Here is a 15,069-nt window from a genome sequence, read left to right as displayed (position 1 = left end):
GGACGATCAGGCGCCCTGCGGGCCGACCGCTCCGCTCAGCCCGAGGCGCCCGCGCGCCCGACGCTGAGCGCCAGTTTGCGCAGCAGCACCGCCAGGCGCTCCCGCTCGGCCCGCGGCATGCCGCCCAGCAGTTGCTCCTCGGCATCGGTGAGCCTGGTCATGGCCGCGTCGACGAGCGTCTGCCCCAGCTCGGTCATCTCCACCAGCACGCCGCGTCCGTCGTTCGGGTCGGTGAGCCGGTGCACGAGCCCGCGCTCCTCCATGCGGTCGATGCGGTTGGTCATCGTCCCGCTCGAGACCATCGTCTCCTGGACGAGCACCTTGGGGCTCTGCCGGAACGGCGCTCCGGCGCGGCGCAGCACTGCGAGCACGTCGAACTCCCAGACGCTCAGACCGCTCCGCTCGAAGGCCTGTGAGCGTGCCCGGTCGACGTGCTTCGTCACCCGCGTCATCCGCGAGAAGACGGCGAGCGGCGCGAGGTCGAGGTCGGGCCTGGCCGCGGCCCATTCGCCGAGGATCCGATCGACCTCGTCCTGCTGCTTCATGCGCCCCAGCTTATCCTCACCTGCGGGTGCCCCCTGGGCGGCGGGAGCGGCGGGATGCCGGGGCCGAGGGGAACGCGGGGATGGGTAGAATCGTACGGTGCCGCCGGGCGGCACGGTCCGCCTTGGTGTAATGGCAGCACGACAGCCTTTGGAGCTGTGAAGTCTAGGTTCGAATCCTAGGGGCGGAGCGACGGAGAAAGCGCAGCTTTCTCCGTCGCTCCGTCGCGCGCCTACAGGCGCGTGCAAGGATGGGGAGGCGTAGCCTCTCCGTGTGTGGGGAGCGGTGGGTGAAGCGCAGCTTTCTCCGTCGCTCCGTCGCGCGCCTACAGGCGCGTGCAAGGATGGGGAGGCGTAGCCTCTCCGTGTGTGGGGAGCGGTGGGTGAAGCCCGGCTTTCTCTGTCGCTCCGAATCGCGAAAGGACGTTCATGTCACAGCAGCTTGCGGTCGTGATTCTCGCGGCCGGGCAGGGGACGCGGATGCGCTCCCGCACCCCGAAGGTTTTGCACCGCATCGGAGGGCGCTCCCTGATCGCCCATGTCCTCGACACGGCCGCCGGCCTGAAGCCCGACACGGTGATCGCCGTGGTGCGCCATGAGCGCGAGGCGGTGGCGCAGGCGATCGCGGAGCATGCGCCGGGCACCGTGATCGTCGACCAGGACGAGGTGCCGGGCACCGGACGCGCGGTGGAGCAGGCGATCGCGGCGCTTCCGGACGATTTCGAGGGCAGCGTCGTGGTGCTCAGCGGGGATGTGCCGCTCATCGACGCATCGACCCTGGAGCGCTTGGTCACGGGGCATGTGGAGGGCCGGCGCGGGATGACGCTGCTCTCGGCGGTGTTCGAGACGCCGACGGGACTCGGCCGGATCCTGCGGGACGGCGACGGCGCGATGCGGGGCATCGTCGAGGAGAAGGACGCGGATGAGGCGCAGCGCCGCATCACCGAGGTCAACGGCGGCATCTACGTCTTCGCGCGGCGGGAGCTGCAGCGGGCGCTCGCGGAGATCGGCACCGAGAACGCGCAGGGCGAGAAGTACCTGACCGACACCGCGCAGCGCATCCTCGCCGGCGGCGGCATCGTCGAGGCGGTGACGACGGAGGATTCCTGGCTGGTCGCGGGCGTCAACGATCGCGCGCAGCTCGCCGATGCCGGGCGCGAGCTGAACCGGCGCATCGTGCTGGCGCACCAGCGCGCGGGCGTGACGGTGCAGGATCCCGCCACGACGTGGATCGACGCCGATGTGAGCATCGAGGCCGACGCCGAGATCCTGCCGGGCACTCACCTGCAGGGCGCCACGAGTATCGCGGCGGGGGCGGTGGTCGGCCCCGACACGACCCTGGTCGACTGCGAGGTCGGCGAGGGCGCCAGGATTCGGCGCAGCGAGGCCACCCTCGCGGTGTTCGCGCCGCGCGCCGAGGTCGGCCCGTTCGCCTACATCCGTCCCGGCACCGAGCTGGGCGAGGGCGGCAAGCTCGGCGCGTTCGTCGAGGCGAAGAACGCGAAGATCGGGGACGGGAGCAAGGTGCCCCATCTGAGCTACGTCGGCGACACCGACATCGGCGTCGACAGCAACATCGGAGCGGGCACCATCGTCGCGAACTACGACGGCGTGCAGAAGCATCGGACCGCGGTCGGGGACGCGGTCCGGGTCGGGTCGAAGAATGTGCTCGTCGCGCCCGTTACGATTGGTGACGGCGCCTACACGGCGGCCGGTGCCGTGGTGCGGAAGGACGTGCCGGCGGGGGCGCTCGCCGTGAGCGTGGCGCCGCAGCGGAACATCGAGGGCTGGGTGCTCGAGAACCGACCCGGAACCGGCAGCGCGAGCGCCGCCGACAAGCACTGAACATCGAAGGGCGAGAGACACCGAGCATGAGCACGATCGAAATGGCCGGCCAGAAGAAACTGGTGCTGATCTCCGGCCGGGCGCACCCCGAACTCGCGGAGCAGGTCGCGGTGGAACTCGGCGCGGAGCTGGTGCCGACTGACGCGCGCACCTTCGCGAACGGGGAGCTGTATGCGCGCTTCGACGAGAGCGTGCGCGGCTGCGACGCGTTCGTGATCCAGTCGCACACCCACCCGATCAACGAGTGGCTGATGGAGCAGCTGATCATGGTGGACGCGCTGAAGCGGGCCTCGGCCAAGCGGATCACCGTGGTGGCGCCGTTCTACCCCTATTCCAGGCAGGACAAGAAGGGCCGCGGCCGCGAGCCGATCTCGGCCCGCCTGGTCGCCGACCTGTTCAAGGCGGCGGGGGCGGATCGCATCATGTCGGTCGATCTGCACGCCGCGCAGATCCAGGGCTTCTTCGACGGACCCGTCGACCACCTGTTCGCGATGCCCGTGCTGCTGGAGCACTTCAAGCAGACCATCGACCGCGACGATCTGACCGTCGTGTCGCCGGACATGGGGCGCGTGCGGGTGGCCGATGTGTGGAGCGACCGGCTCGGCGCGCCGCTCGCCATCATCCACAAGCGGCGCGATCCGCTGGTGCCGAATCAGGTCTCCGTCCACGACATCGTGGGCGATGTGAAGGACCGCTGGTGCGTGGTGGTCGACGACATGATCGACACCGGAGGCACCATCGCGAAGGCGGCCGAGGCGCTGAAGAAGCACGGGGCGCGGGGCATCACGATCGCGTGCACGCACGCGATCTTCTCCGGCCGTGCCGTGGAGCATCTGTCGCAGGAGTTCATCGACCAGGTGGTGGTCACGGACACGCTGCCGCTGCCTCCGGAGAAGCGCTTCGACAAGCTGACTGTGCTGCCGATCGCCCCGCTGCTGGCGCAGGCGATCCACGAGGTGTTCGAGGACGGTTCCGTCACCTCCATGTTCGACGGCGCGGCGTAGCAGAAAAGCATCGCTTTTCTGCAAGCCGCGGCGCCGTCACTACGGCGGCCCACGGAGCGGAGCGAGGGGTGGCGGCATAGGAGAGAAGCACCCCTTTTCCGCAGGCCGCTCGACGTCGAGTTCGCCGCCGCGTCCCGTCAGGTGAAACGTAGACCCCCGTCCCATTCGGACGGGGGTCTACGTGTGTCTCGCGGGTGGTTCCGCAGGGGGTGGCCACGCGACCGGGCGCGCCGATTTGCATCAAATGCTAACGACAACTATTCTCAATAAGCATCCGACTCTGTGAGAGCGGGGCCCTCCCGCATGATCGGCCGCGCCCGGCGGCCATGAGAAAGGATGTCTGAGAATGGCATTGCTGAGTACCCGAACGAGAGCGCGCTCCAGCGCGGCTGCAGCGGTCGGCGTCGTCGGCGCGCTGGTGGCGGGCATGTTCGCCGCGGCGCCGGCCCAGGCGGAGGCGACCGATCCATACGCGGACCGGACCGTGTACGTGCAGAACCACGCCGACGCCTTCTACATCACGAAGGACGGGAGCGGCGAGCCCCGGCTGGTGCTCCATGCCGACGACTTCGGCGACCTCGCGCCCGAAGCGGTCGTCATCCACGCGAAGCCCTCGGTCGCCGGACGCACCGCCGGCGCGGGAGTGGCGAATCTGCTCGGCATCGCTCAGGGCTCGACCTACTACCTGCTGCCGCAGACGAGCCAGCCCGGCCAGATCTTCCTCGGGTTCGGGTACAACCCCGTCGACTATCCGAGCATCACCGTCACGCACATGATCACCGACTTCTCCGGGCCCGGCCAGCTGGCGCTGTGGCAGTCGGGGGACGAGGGCCCCGAGCAGTGGCTGAACACGGGCAAGGACGATTGGTCGTTCTCGAGCCCGGCGAACCACGAGCACCTGAACTGGGGCTTCACCGCCACGGGCCTCTACACCTTCGAGGTGACCTCGACCTTCACCGACGGCGGCACCGCGAAGAGCGCCGGACCGCAGCGCTACACCTTCTACGTCGGCGAGAGCCTCCCGCAGATCACCGCGCAGCCCAGCATCTCCGGCGAGGCGAAGACGAACCGGCCCCTGACCGCGGATCCGGGCACCTGGTCGCCCGCGGCCGAGGCCTTCGCGTACCAGTGGCTGGCGGACGGAGTCGCCGTCGAAGGCGCGACGGGACCGGAGTTCGTGCCCGGCAACGCCCAGATCGGCACGCGCATCTCCGTCGCGGTCGCCGCGATCTGGCAGAACGCCCCCGAGGGGCGCGTCGTCTCGGCGGCGACCGAGCCGGTCGAGGAGAGCCTGCCCGAGATCGTGACCCAGCCGACCATCTCCGGCACGCCGAAGGTCGATCACACGCTGACGGCCGAGTCCGGGACCTGGGATCCGCAGGCGGACGGCTTCGCCTACCAGTGGCTGGCCGACGGAACGCCCATCGCGGGAGCGACGTCGCACGAGTTCGTGCCGACCGCGGCTGAGGCGGGCAAGCGGATCTCGGTCCGCGTCGGCGCGTCGTGGGCGTCGGGACACGACGATGCGGCGGTCTCCTCCGAGACCGAGCCGGTCGCCGCTCTCGCGGCGACGAGTCTCACCGCGAACGCCGTGCGACAGGTCTACGGCAAGACCGCGCGGCTCAGCGTCGCCGTCTCGCCCGCCGCTGCGAGCGGGGCGGTGAGCGCGAGGATCGGATCCCGGACCGTGACCGGCACGCTGAGGAACGGACGGGCCGTGCTCACCGTGCCGGACACGGCGCTGAAGCCGGGCACGCGCTCGATCGGGCTGAACTACTCCGGAGCGCGGGGCGAGTTCGCGGCCGCCGCGGCCACCGCGCGGGTCACCGTCGCGAAGGCGAGCCCCAGGGTCCGGATGACGGCGAAGAAGTCGAGCGTCAAGCGCGGCACCTCCGCCTCCTTCACCGTCAGGGTCTCCGGATCCGGGGTGAAGCCGGGCGGGCGGGTCACCGTGAAGCTCGCCGGGGTCTCGAAGTCGGCGAAACTCAGGAACGGCCGCGCGACGATCACGATCAAGACCGGCAAGAAAGCCCGGACCGGGAAGAAGACCGTGCGGGCGTCGTACGCGGGCGACGCCTACGTGGCGAGGGGCACGGCGAAGTCCATCAGGATCTCGGTCAAGCGCTGATCCGCATGAGAGGCAACACCATGAGACTCGCAACCCGAAGGAGCCTGGGAGCCTGCGTCGCCCTGGCGCTGGCGGGGACGCTGCTCGCGCCACCCGCGGCGCAGGCGGCGGATGCGGCCCTGAACGATCCGATCTCGCTGGAGATCGGGCACATCGACGCCTTCAACCTGCTGCTCGGCTCCGACGAGTCGGTCACCCTCGCGCTAAAGGAGGATGCCACCGGATACCACGTGCTGCGCGAACCCGAATCCGTCGACCTCGTGGTGAAGCAGACCGCGCTCACCACGTTCTCCGACACGGCGCTCGTGCCCGAGGGGATGCCGAGAACCGTCTACCGGCTGCCGCTGGGCCAGAATCAGAATCTGATCTGGCCGGGGTGGGACACGAACGCGCTCGTCCCCGCCTACGGGGCGGATGCCTCCGCCGAGTTCGCCGTCACCGCCGTCGACGGGCCGGGAGAGGTCTGGCTCTGGACGAGCGATTCCTGGGGGGATCCCGTCTCGCTGCTGGACGGCGGGGGCTTCGAGCTGACGCCCTCCGGCAGGATCCTCCAGCCCTACCCCGCGCACACCCACGCCGCCTGGGCGTTCACGGAGCCCGGCGTCTACGAGCTCACGGTGCGGGCCGATGTCGCGGGCGAGGGCAGGACGACGAGCAGCAACACCGCGAAATACACCTTCGTGGTGGGTCCGGGGGTCGCCGTCGACGGTGCGCAGAGCGGGTACGCGCCCGGCGATCCTCTGCAGCTTCAGGCCTCGACCGACTCCGCCATCAGAGGCGGTGGCTACGAGTGGTACGCCCAGTGCGGCTCGGACGCCGCGCCGGTGCGCATCGCGGGGCAGAACGGCCCCGTGCTCGCGGTGGGGGACGCGTCCCCCTACATCGGTGGAGCGATCACGGCTCGCCTCATCGGCGATGCCGGGACCGAGATCGCGCGGTCGTCGGAGGTCGAGATCGCGGGCGAGGGCGGGGTCTGCGGGATCACGGCGGGCACGCCGACGATCTCGGGCACCGCGCAGGTCGGCAAGAAGCTCACCGCGAGGCCGGGATCCTGGCAGCCGTCGGGCGTGAAGCTCGGCTACCGGTGGCTGCGGAACGGAGCGGCCATCCCGAAAGCCACCGGATCGAGCTACACCCCGGCGGCGGCCGATGCGGGCAAGCGGATCAGCGTGCGCGTGACCGGAGCGCTGAGCGGCACTCCGAGCGTCAGCGCGACGAGCGCGGCGAAGACGGCGAAGCGGGGCAAGCTGACCGCGCCGAGGCCGAGGATCTCGGGGACGGCCAAGGCGGGACGAACGCTCACGGCGCGGACGGGATCCTGGAAGCCGCGGGGCGTGAAGCTCTCCTACCGCTGGGCCGCGAACGGCAAGGCGATCCCGAAGGCGACCAAGAGCAGCTACCGGGTCGCGAAGAAGTACCGCGGCACGCGGATCACTGTCAAGATGACCGGCAAGAAGGCCGGCTACACGACCGCAGCCAGAACCAGTTCGCCGAAAAGGATCAGATGAGGACCCGGGCGGCCTCCCTGGCGCTGGTCGCCGCATCGTCGCTGCTCGCCGGCTGCGCCGCGCAGCCGGCGGTCGCAGACGCCGATCGGCCGAGCGTGATCACCACGACCGGGATCATCGCCGACCTCGCGCGGAACGTCGCCGGGGACCGAGCCGACGTGGTCTCGCTCGTGCCCGAGGGCGGCGATCCGCACAGCTACGAGCCGTCGCTGCGCGACGTGCGCTCCATCGTCTACGCCGACGCGGCCTTCTCCAACTATCTGATGCTCGAGGAGCAGAGCCTCATCAAGGCGCTCGACACCAACCTGCGCACCGGCGTGCCGAACGTGGCGCTCGCGGAGGACGCGGTCAAGTACGCCGCGGACATCATCCCGCTGGTCGAGGACGTGTCCCTCGACACGGTGTGGCTGGGCCTGCGCGTGCGCGGGGCCGGCGAGCAGTACGAGGCGACCCGCAGCTCCGACGTCATCCTCTCCGCCACGGGCGCGGAGGGACCGGGCGAGCTGATCGCCTACCTGACGGGCAGCTTCGGCGACATCGAGCGCTACTTCGACTCGTCGGACGGCTTCGACGCCGCCTCCGGTTTCACGGACGACTCGGTGACCATCCCGCCGGACACCCACACCCACCTGAGCTGGGCCTTCACCGAGCCCGGCTACTACACCCTCGACCTGCAGGGCAAGCTCCAGGTCGCCTCGGATCAGCGGCCCATCCCGATCGCGACGACCACCGTCACCTTCGCCGTCGGCGTGGACCCGTACACCGCCCCCGGCAAGGAGGAGGCGACGGTGCTGAACGCGGGCCACTCGGATATCGCGCTCGATCTCGACGAGCAGGCCTTCCGCGTGATCGTGGACCACGAGCACGGCACCGCCGACGTCCACCAGGAGATCCTCGATCCCGACGAGCTGGTGGTGGAGGTGCCGAACAAGGCGCTGCACGAGATCCCCGGCGATCCCGCCTACCGGTTCCTGGGCCGCCCCGGCGAGCAGGTGCACCAGCTGGCCCAGGCCGTGCTGGGCAAGCACGTGCACGGTGAGATCGATCCGCACCTGTGGCAGAACGTCGGCAACGCGATGTCGTACGCGGAGATCATCCGCGACACGCTGATCGAGGTCGATCCCGCAGGGGCGGGGGAGTACCGCGCCAACACGGTCGCGTACCTCGCCGAGCTGGAGGCGCTCGACGCCGAGGTTCGCGACACGATCTCGGAGGTGCCGCGCGCGCGGCGCACGCTCGTCACGACCCACGACGCCTACGGCTATCTGGCGCGCGCCTACGACCTCGACATCTCCGGTTTCGTCACCTCGAACCCGTCCATCGAGCCGTCGCTGGCCGAGCGGAAGCGCCTGACCGAGACGATCCGGAACCTGCACGTGCCGGCCGTGTTCCTCGAACCGAATCTCGCCGCGCGCTCCTCCACGCTCGTCGAGGTGGCGAAGGAGCAGGGGATCGCCGTGTGCACCATCTACGGCGACGCCTTCAGCGAGGACGTGACGAGCTATATCGAGATGATGCGATTCAACGCGCGGTCGGTGCGCGACTGCCTGGGCGGAGCGGGGGCGGACGCCCCGCCCGCAGACGAACACGAGGAGAGGCAATGACCCTGTCGCCGATGAGCAGGTCGACGCGAGCATCGCGGAGCGCCCGGAATGCGCTGAACGCCCTGGCGGCGCTGATCGCGGCCGCGATCCTGCTGCTGGGGCCGCCGCTCGCGTCCGCCACGGCCGAGGAGAACGCCCCCGACGACGAGCTCACGCAGATCATCGATCCCGATCAGGAGCAGGGCTCCGGGCGGGTCGTGCTCGACGACGGGCACATCGACTTCGGGCCGACGCTGAACACGGGGGAGTGGATCGTCCAGATCCACGACGACACCTCCGTGCCGCGGTACTGGCGCATGCCCGAGGACGTGGTCGCCCAGGTGAGCGACACGTCCAAGCTCACCATCCCCGATGACGACGCCTACGCCTTCCTCGGCCTCGCACCCGGCAGCGAGGCCTGGGTGATCCCGCAGGTGCGCGAGCCGGGCGTGATCTGGACCGGATGGAACACCCAGGAGCCGAACGTGCTCGACCGGTTGAACCTGGGCACCACCCTGCGGATCCACGGCGTGGAGGGCCCGGGCGAGGTCTCGGTGTTCCTGCAGAGCGGCAACTTCGGCGAGCCGCAGCCGCTGTGGTCGACGCGCGAGGCGTTCCCGCAGGAGTCCTGGATCGAGGTGAACACCCACACCCACGCCAACTGGGTCTTCAGCGAGCCGGGCGTCTACCTCGTCCAGATCGAGTTCGCGGGCGAGCTGATCGACGGCACCGAGGTCTCGGCGACCGACACCCTGCGCTTCGCCGTGGGCGACGAGACCGACCCCGAGGCGGCGTTCGCCGCCGTCTACGAGGGCGAGGAGCCGGGCGCATCCGCCGACGCGCCGGGGGATGAGGCGCCGGCCGCCGCCGAGAGCGATCGGTCCGGCGGGCTCGGGCTGATCATCGGGGTGGTCGCGGGCGTCATCGCCCTCGCGATCGTGGTGGCCGTCGTCGTCGTGATCGCCGCCGGGCGCCGCGCCAAGGCACGCGCTCGCGCTGCTCGCGCCGCCGCCAATGGCGCCGCTGCGGCGGGACCCGCGCCCGTCGAGCGTCTGCCCGAGGCCGACGGGCGGCGCTCGGAGGCCGGCGAATGAGCGTGCTGCGGGCGGAGGGCGTCTCCGTGCGGCTCGGCGGGCGGCGCGTGCTGCGCGAGGTGGGCCTCTCCGTCGACGCCGGGGAGCTCGTGGGGCTGATCGGACCGAACGGCGCGGGCAAGACCACGCTGCTGCGGGCGATCCTCGGCGTCATCCGGACGGAATCGGGCCGGGTCGAGATCGAGGGCGAGCCCGTCGGGAGGATGCGGTCGCGCGTCGGCTACGTCCCCCAGCGGCACGAGTTCGCCTGGGACTTCCCGATCACGGTCGAGGACACGGTCATGACTGGCCTGGTGCGCAGCATCGGCTGGCTGCGCCGGCCGAGACAGCGGCACTACGAGGCGGTCGCCGAGTCGCTCGCCCGCGTGCGCATGGATCATCTCGCGGAGCGCCCGGTCGGCGAGCTCTCGGGCGGGCAGCGGCAGCGGGTGCTCGTCGCGCGCGCCCTCGCCCTGCGCCCGAGCCTGCTGCTGCTCGACGAGCCCTTCACCGGCCTCGACATGCCGACCCAGGAACTGCTGCTCGAGCTCTTCGACGGGCTCGCCGCCGAGGGGCGGGCCGTGCTGATGAGCACGCACGATCTCTCGGGCGCCATGCACCAGTGCTCCCGTCTGTGCCTGATCAACCGCACGGTGATCGCGGACGCCCCGCCCGCGGAGCTGCAGGACGCCGAGGTCTGGATGCGGGCCTTCGGCGTGCGGGCCGACAACCCCGTGCTGCGGGTGCTGGGAGTGGCCGCCTGATGCTCTCGCCCGTCGACTTCTTCACCGATCTGCTGAACCCCGATCTGCGGTTCCTCCCCAAGGCGCTGCTCGTCGCCATGATGTCGAGCCTCGTCTGCGGCGTGATCGGCACCTACGTCGTGCTCCGCGGCATGGCGTTCATCGGCGACGCCGTCGCCCACGCGGTCTTCCCGGGGCTCGCGGTCGCCTTCGTCGTCTCGGGCAACCTCGTGCTCGGCGGAGCCGTCGCCGGAGTGCTCACCGCGATCCTCGTCGCCGTGTTCTCGCAGAACCGGCGGATCAAGGAGGACAGCGTCATCGGCGTCTTCTTCGTCGCCGCCTTCGCCCTCGGCATCGTCATCATCGCCCAGGCGCCCGGCTACTCGGGCTCGCTGCAGCAGTTCCTCTTCGGATCGATCACCGGCATCCCGGACGAGGACGTCGTCACCGTCGCGATCACCGGCGCGATCCTGATGCTCGTGGTCTTCCTGCTGCACAAGGAGTTCGTCGCGGTCACCCTCGACCGCGAGATGGCCCGCTCCGTCGGCCTGCCGGTCTTCGCGCTCGACCTGGCGCTCTACGTGATGGTCGCGATCGCGATCGTCATCTCGATCCAGACCATCGGCAACATCCTCGTGCTCGCGCTGCTCATCACGCCCGCCGCGGCGGCGCGGGTGCTCACCGATCGGCTCGGAGTGATGATGCTGCTCTCCCCGATCATCGGCGCCGGGTCGGCGTTCCTCGGCCTCTACATCTCGTGGAGCCTGGATCTGCCCGCCGGCGGCACGATCGTGCTGGTGGCCACGGCCGTCTTCCTGCTCGCCTGGCTGTTCGCGCCGAGACACGGCGTGCTCGCGAAGCTGCTGCGGCGCCGAGCGGCGCCGATCGAGGGGGAGGACGATGCGGACGGCATCGGCCTCGAGGCCGTCCCGGTGAACGGAGCGAAGCGATGAACGACACGCACCGCGCGGCCTCCCGCCGCCGGATCCCGCGCCTGCTGGCCGCGATCGGCGCGCTCTGCATCGCGATCGGTCCCGTGGGCGGCGCGTCGCCGGCGCTGGCCGATGCGCCGGACCCGGTCGCGCTCGAGACGACGAGCGAGATCGGCGCCGCCGGGACGGCGAGCGAAGAAAGCGTCGCCGAGACGGGGAACGAGGACGGCGGCGGCGAGGCGGAGCCCGCTCCCGACGCCGGAGCGGATCCGGCATCGGCCGAGCCGGCCCCCGCGCCGGAGCCGGAGGAGCTCGATCCGCGCCCCGCGGAACCCGTCGCCGACGACGCGGAAGCCGTCGCGCCGGAGACGGACGGGGCACGAGCCGCGGCCGAGTCGCAGACGCAGTCGCAGCCCGGGCCAGAGCGCGCCCGGGCCGCGCAATCCCAGAAGACCTCCGCGGCCGCGAGCGCGCTCCCCGGCCAGTCGCGGCTTCCGGCGCCGTCGAGCCAGACGAGGCGCGCCATCGCGAACGTGCACACCGACACCGTCTCCGTCTACCTCGATGGCGGCAAACTGAATCTGCAGAGCAAGGCCGACGTGGACGGGGTGATCGGCAAGCGCTTCGCGACGCAGGGCCTCGTGTTCCACCTCAGCGACGCGGGCCGCACCACGGTGCCCTCGGGCTCGGCCTACCGTTTCCTCGGTGCGGCCGGCGACGAGTTGTGGCTCGCACCGCAGATCCAGAACCCGCGCGTCATCTGGCCCGGATTCAGCACCGAGGATCCGAACCTGCGCGGCCGCGCGAAGGGCGACGCCGTGAGGATCCGCCTCGTCAAGGCCGAAGGCCCCGGCAAGGTGGAGCTCTTCCTCACCGAACTGGGCGATGTCAGGCGCACCTTCAGTTCGAGCAGCAGCCTCTCCGCGTGGAGCACGGGCGTGCCGCAGCACACCCACATGAACTGGGCCTTCACCGCGCCCGGAATCTACCGTCTCACCTTCGAGGCCGAGGCGACCGTCACGACCTCGAGCGGCAAGAATCCCAAGAAGCAGACCGCGGAGAACACCTACACCTTCGCGGTGGGCGGTCTCGACCTGCCGACCGCGACCTCGTTCGAAGCCGACGACGTCACCCCGGAGGCCGGGGATCCCGTCACCCTGACCGCGTCGGTCCGGCAGGCCGGTGCGGCCCTGCCGGACGACGTCGGCGCCGTCCAGTTCCGGGATGCGAGCCGCAACGTGGTGCTCGGGCACGCCCCGGTGGTCGACGGGACGGCCGCGCTCCGCACCTCCGCTCTGCCGTCCGGGCAGCGGAGGATCGTCGCGGAGTTCGTGCCGGCGATCTCCAACACGCACCGCGCCTCCGCGTCGGAGGAGCTTCCGATCCTGGTCGGCGGCGATGCGGCCCCCCGCCCCGCCGCCGACGACGCGCGAGCGCCCGCGACGAGCGCGCTCGACGCCGTCGTCGCGGGGAGCGGCGTACGGATCCTCACGGCCGCGAAGACCCTCGTCGCGGGGGAGACGGCCACGGCTCAGCTGCGGGGGGCGCCGTCGCGGGGCGACTGGGTCTCGGTCTGGCTGCACGCTCAGTCGACCTCTTCGCGGAAGTGGCTCGGCTGGGTGCACACCGATCTGGACGGATCCTTCACGGTGCCGATCGCGAAGGGGACCGCGACCGGCACCTACCGGCTCGCGCTGAAGGACCGCGACGGAGCGCTCCTCGGCTGGGACCGGCTGATCGTGGGATCGCCGTCGTCCGCCGGAACGGTGCCGAAGTCACCGAGCACGGGCAAGAAGAAGCCGTCGAAGAAGAGCGCGAAGAAGGCCGGCTCGAAGCCGGGCCGGACCACGACGACGACCGTCGTCACGCGCGGTTCGAGAAGCTATACGCGGGTGTGCACCCCGCCGGCCGTCACCCTCGATCGGGGGCACGTCGACGCCTTCAACGTCTCCGCGGCGAACGGCAGGGCCGTGCTGCAGGTGAAGGAGGACGTCACCGGCAGCCAGGTGATCCGCGAGGCGGAGTCGGTGCTGCTCAAGGTGAAGGAGGCCGCGTACAACCCCCGCATTCCCGCCGGCGTGCCGGGCTCCCCCTCCGGCTACGTGCTGCCGCTCACCCAGGATCAGTCGCTGCTGTGGCCCGGCTGGGACACCAACCGCACGACCATCAGCGGCTACTCGGACGTCTCGATCCACGTGCGGAGCGTGGACGGCCCCGCCAAGGTCTACATCTACACGCAGGAGTCGTTCGGCGGATGGAAGCCGCTGCTCACGAACAAGAGCTTCACGCTGCCCGGCACGCTTCGCGAGCGGACTCCGGCACACACGCACGCCCAGTGGGTGTTCCCGAAGAAGGGCATCTACACGCTCACCGTGAACGCGGTCGCGAAGAACCCGAAGAACGGGAAGTCCCTCACCACCGCCACGCACACGTACGTGTTCCAGGTGGGCGATGCGCCGCTGGGGGACACCTTCTGCACGATCGTGCCGACCGCCGCCGCCGAGGGCGCGGAGGTGAACCGGGCCGAGCGCCGGGCGACCGCCGCTGCGATCTCCGCCGAGCAGGCGGAGAACCGCAAGCGGGCGCGCGAGCAGGCCGAGAGCGGGACCGCGCTGCCCGCCGGGCCCTCAGATCCCTTCGGATCCGGTCCGGGAGGCGGTGCGGCGCCGCTCGAAGCGCTGCTGAGGGGGGAGGCCGGCCCCGAGCTCGTCGCGGGGATCGTCGGCGGCGGCCTGCTCGTGCTCGGCGGCATCGCCGGCGTCACGGTCTGGTGGGTGCGCCGTCTCGGCGCGGGGCCGCCGACGGTAGGCTCGATGGCATGAGAGGGACGCGCTGGCTGCTCGGCGCATCGATCGGGGCCATGGTGCTCGGCGTCTCGGCGATCGTGCTCGCGCTGGTGTTCGGCGGTCGGGGCGGAGTCTCCGAGCCGCAGCCCACGGCCGTGACACAGGTGAGCGTGCCGGGAGAGCCGGACGGGTCGGGCGAACCCCGCTCCGCCGAGACCGACGGCGACGAGGATCCGGTCGCCCCGGAGCGTCGGATCGATCCGGCCTGGGTGGCCCGCATCGCCGAGCGCACCGGCATCGGCGAGCGGGCCCTCGAGGCCTACGGCCAGGCCGCGAGCCGGATCGGGGTGGAGCAGCCGGAGTGCGGCCTCGGATGGAACACCCTGGCCGGCATCGGTCACGTGGAATCCGAGCACGGCACCATCTTCGGCGGCGAGCTCGCCGAGAACGGGCGGGCGGATCCTCCGATTCGCGGCATCGCCCTCGACGGCACCCGCACCGACGCGATTCCCGACACCGACGGCGGCGAGCTCGACGGCGACGAGGTCTGGGACCGCGCGGTCGGTCCGATGCAGTTCATCCCGTCGACCTGGGAGCTGTGGGCGAGCGACGGCGACGGCGACGGGATCGCGGATCCCCAGGACATCGATGACGCCGCCTACGCGGCCGGGCGCTACCTGTGCAGCGTCGGCGGCGATCTGCGGCAGCCGGACAACTGGATCGCCGCGATCGCGGCCTACAACAACACGATCGAGTACAACAACCGCGTCGCGGACGCCGCGAACCACTACGCTCAGCTCGCCGGATAGCCCGTCGGCGCTGCGCGAGCTCCGCCGTGCCGAGATTCCTCGTGCATCGGCGCCGGGGATCCTCGCGAGCTGGCTGAACTCCCCGGACCTGCTGCGTGAGCGGGAGGCGGGGAGGG

General features: G+C 71.0%; 11 protein-coding genes and 1 tRNA gene. 11 read left to right on the top strand and 1 reads right to left on the bottom strand.

Annotated features, from left to right (window positions below):
* Positions 1-35 precede the first annotated feature (35 nt).
* On the bottom strand, positions 36-545 hold the full coding sequence (locus tag J4H92_RS13570) for a MarR family winged helix-turn-helix transcriptional regulator (RefSeq protein WP_208098727.1): 510 nt from the start codon (positions 543-545) through the stop codon (positions 36-38).
* A gap of 116 nt (positions 546-661) precedes the next feature.
* Here J4H92_RS13570 and J4H92_RS13565 point away from each other — a divergent pair.
* The 11 genes from J4H92_RS13565 (at position 662) to J4H92_RS13515 (ending at position 14,953) form a co-directional block, all read left to right on the top strand.
* Positions 662-733 (top strand) — tRNA-Gln (locus tag J4H92_RS13565).
* A gap of 238 nt (positions 734-971) precedes the next feature.
* On the top strand, positions 972-2,387 hold the full coding sequence (glmU, locus tag J4H92_RS13560; RefSeq protein ID WP_208098726.1) for a bifunctional UDP-N-acetylglucosamine diphosphorylase/glucosamine-1-phosphate N-acetyltransferase GlmU: 1,416 nt from the start codon (positions 972-974) through the stop codon (positions 2,385-2,387).
* 26 nt (positions 2,388-2,413) lie between these two features.
* Positions 2,414-3,391, top strand: coding sequence for a ribose-phosphate diphosphokinase (locus J4H92_RS13555; protein ID WP_208098725.1), 978 nt, complete (start codon positions 2,414-2,416; stop codon positions 3,389-3,391).
* A 346-nt stretch (positions 3,392-3,737) separates the two neighbouring features.
* Positions 3,738-5,519 (top strand): choice-of-anchor M domain-containing protein, encoded by a 1,782-nt coding sequence (locus J4H92_RS13550; RefSeq protein WP_208098724.1) that lies wholly within the window; start codon positions 3,738-3,740, stop codon positions 5,517-5,519.
* 20 nt (positions 5,520-5,539) lie between these two features.
* Entirely contained in the window at positions 5,540-7,027 is a 1,488-nt protein-coding gene (locus J4H92_RS13545; RefSeq protein ID WP_208098723.1) for a choice-of-anchor M domain-containing protein, read from the top strand.
* Entirely contained in the window at positions 7,024-8,631 is a 1,608-nt protein-coding gene (locus J4H92_RS13540; RefSeq protein ID WP_208098722.1) for an anchored repeat ABC transporter, substrate-binding protein, read from the top strand. The genes J4H92_RS13545 and J4H92_RS13540 overlap by 4 nt, the downstream gene beginning before the upstream one ends.
* Positions 8,628-9,704, top strand: a complete 1,077-nt coding sequence (locus J4H92_RS13535) for a TIGR03773 family transporter-associated surface protein (RefSeq protein ID WP_208098721.1) — start codon at positions 8,628-8,630, stop codon at positions 9,702-9,704. The genes J4H92_RS13540 and J4H92_RS13535 overlap by 4 nt, the downstream gene beginning before the upstream one ends.
* Positions 9,701-10,447, top strand: a complete 747-nt coding sequence (locus J4H92_RS13530; RefSeq protein ID WP_208098720.1) for an anchored repeat-type ABC transporter ATP-binding subunit — start codon at positions 9,701-9,703, stop codon at positions 10,445-10,447. The genes J4H92_RS13535 and J4H92_RS13530 overlap by 4 nt, the downstream gene beginning before the upstream one ends.
* The gene (locus J4H92_RS13525; RefSeq protein ID WP_208098719.1) at positions 10,447-11,379 is read left to right on the top strand and encodes an anchored repeat-type ABC transporter permease subunit; all 933 of its coding nucleotides are present in this window, start codon (positions 10,447-10,449) and stop codon (positions 11,377-11,379) included. Before J4H92_RS13530 ends, J4H92_RS13525 begins: the two co-directional genes overlap by 1 nt.
* Positions 11,376-14,180, top strand: a complete 2,805-nt coding sequence (locus J4H92_RS13520; RefSeq protein ID WP_208098718.1) for a choice-of-anchor M domain-containing protein — start codon at positions 11,376-11,378, stop codon at positions 14,178-14,180. The genes J4H92_RS13525 and J4H92_RS13520 overlap by 4 nt, the downstream gene beginning before the upstream one ends.
* Positions 14,177-14,953 carry a lytic transglycosylase domain-containing protein gene (locus J4H92_RS13515; protein WP_243752389.1) on the top strand — a complete coding sequence of 259 codons (777 nt, stop codon included), beginning with the start codon at positions 14,177-14,179 and terminating at the stop codon, positions 14,951-14,953. The genes J4H92_RS13520 and J4H92_RS13515 overlap by 4 nt, the downstream gene beginning before the upstream one ends.
* The last annotated feature ends 116 nt before the right edge of the window (positions 14,954-15,069 follow it).

Origin of the sequence: Leucobacter weissii, from assembly GCF_017565745.1 — a bacterium.
Taxonomy (GTDB): domain Bacteria; phylum Actinomycetota; class Actinomycetes; order Actinomycetales; family Microbacteriaceae; genus Leucobacter; species Leucobacter weissii.
The sequence above is the reverse complement of the archived record's forward strand: the minus strand, read 5'-3'. Positions and strand labels throughout refer to the sequence as shown.